This is a genomic window from Hathewaya proteolytica DSM 3090, assembly GCF_900142225.1.
Taxonomy (GTDB): domain Bacteria; phylum Bacillota; class Clostridia; order Clostridiales; family Clostridiaceae; genus Hathewaya; species Hathewaya proteolytica.
Window position 1 is genome coordinate 1 of sequence record NZ_FRAD01000002.1, and the last position, 1426, is coordinate 1426.

The window sequence follows — 1426 nt, forward strand, 5'->3', positions numbered from 1 at the left end:
TCGGGGATGGATTAGCGGCGGACGGGTGAGTAACACGTGGGTAACCTGCCTCAAAGTGGGGGATAGCCTTCCGAAAGGAAGATTAATACCGCATAATATCTAATTGCCGCATGGCAGATAGATTAAAGGAGCAATTCGCTTTGAGATGGACCCGCGGCGCATTAGCTAGTTGGTGAGGTAACGGCTCACCAAGGCGACGATGCGTAGCCGACCTGAGAGGGTGATCGGCCACATTGGGACTGAGACACGGCCCAGACTCCTACGGGAGGCAGCAGTGGGGAATATTGCGCAATGGAGGAAACTCTGACGCAGCAACGCCGCGTGAGTGATGAAGGTCTTCGGATTGTAAAGCTCTGTCTTCAGGGACGATAATGACGGTACCTGAGGAGGAAGCCACGGCTAACTACGTGCCAGCAGCCGCGGTAATACGTAGGTGGCAAGCGTTGTCCGGATTTATTGGGCGTAAAGCATGCGTAGGCGGATACTTAAGTGGGATGTGAAAACCCGGGGCTCAACTCCGGACCTGCATTCCAAACTGGGTGTCTAGAGTACAGGAGAGGAAAGGGGAATTCCTAGTGTAGCGGTGAAATGCGTAGAGATTAGGAAGAACACCAGTGGCGAAGGCGCCTTTCTGGACTGTAACTGACGCTGAGGCATGAAAGCGTGGGTAGCAAACAGGATTAGATACCCTGGTAGTCCACGCCGTAAACGATGAGTACTAGGTGTCGGGGTTTCAATACTTCGGTGCCGCAGTTAACACATTAAGTACTCCGCCTGGGAAGTACGATCGCAAGATTAAAACTCAAAGGAATTGACGGGGGCCCGCACAAGTAGCGGAGCATGTGGTTTAATTCGACGCAACGCGAAGAACCTTACCTGGGCTTGACATCCTAAGAAGTCGGTGGAAACACTGATGTGCCCTTCGGGGAACTTAGAGACAGGTGGTGCATGGTTGTCGTCAGCTCGTGTCGTGAGATGTTGGGTTAAGTCCCGCAACGAGCGCAACCCTTGTTGTTAGTTGCTACCATTAAGTTGAGCACTCTAGCAAGACTGCCTGGGTAACCAGGAGGAAGGTGGGGATGACGTCAAATCATCATGCCCCTTATGTCCAGGGCTACACACGTGCTACAATGGTTGGTACAGAGAGACGCAAGACCGTGAGGTGGAGCAAATCCCATAAAACCAATCTCAGTTCGGATTGTAGGCTGAAACTCGCCTACATGAAGCTGGAGTTACTAGTAATCGCGAATCAGAATGTCGCGGTGAATGCGTTCCCGGGCCTTGTACACACCGCCCGTCACACCATGAGAGTCGATAACACCCGAAGTCCGTGAGGTAACCGTAAGGGGCCAGCGGCCGAAGGTGGGATTGATGATTGGGGTGAAGTCGTAACAAGGTAGCCGTAGGAGAACCTGCGGCTGGATCA

Annotated in this window: 1 rRNA gene; it reads left to right on the top strand. The window is 52.9% G+C overall.

The features are described 5' to 3' along the window. Window positions 1–1426, top strand: a 16S ribosomal RNA gene (locus BUA73_RS00010); the annotation flags it as partial.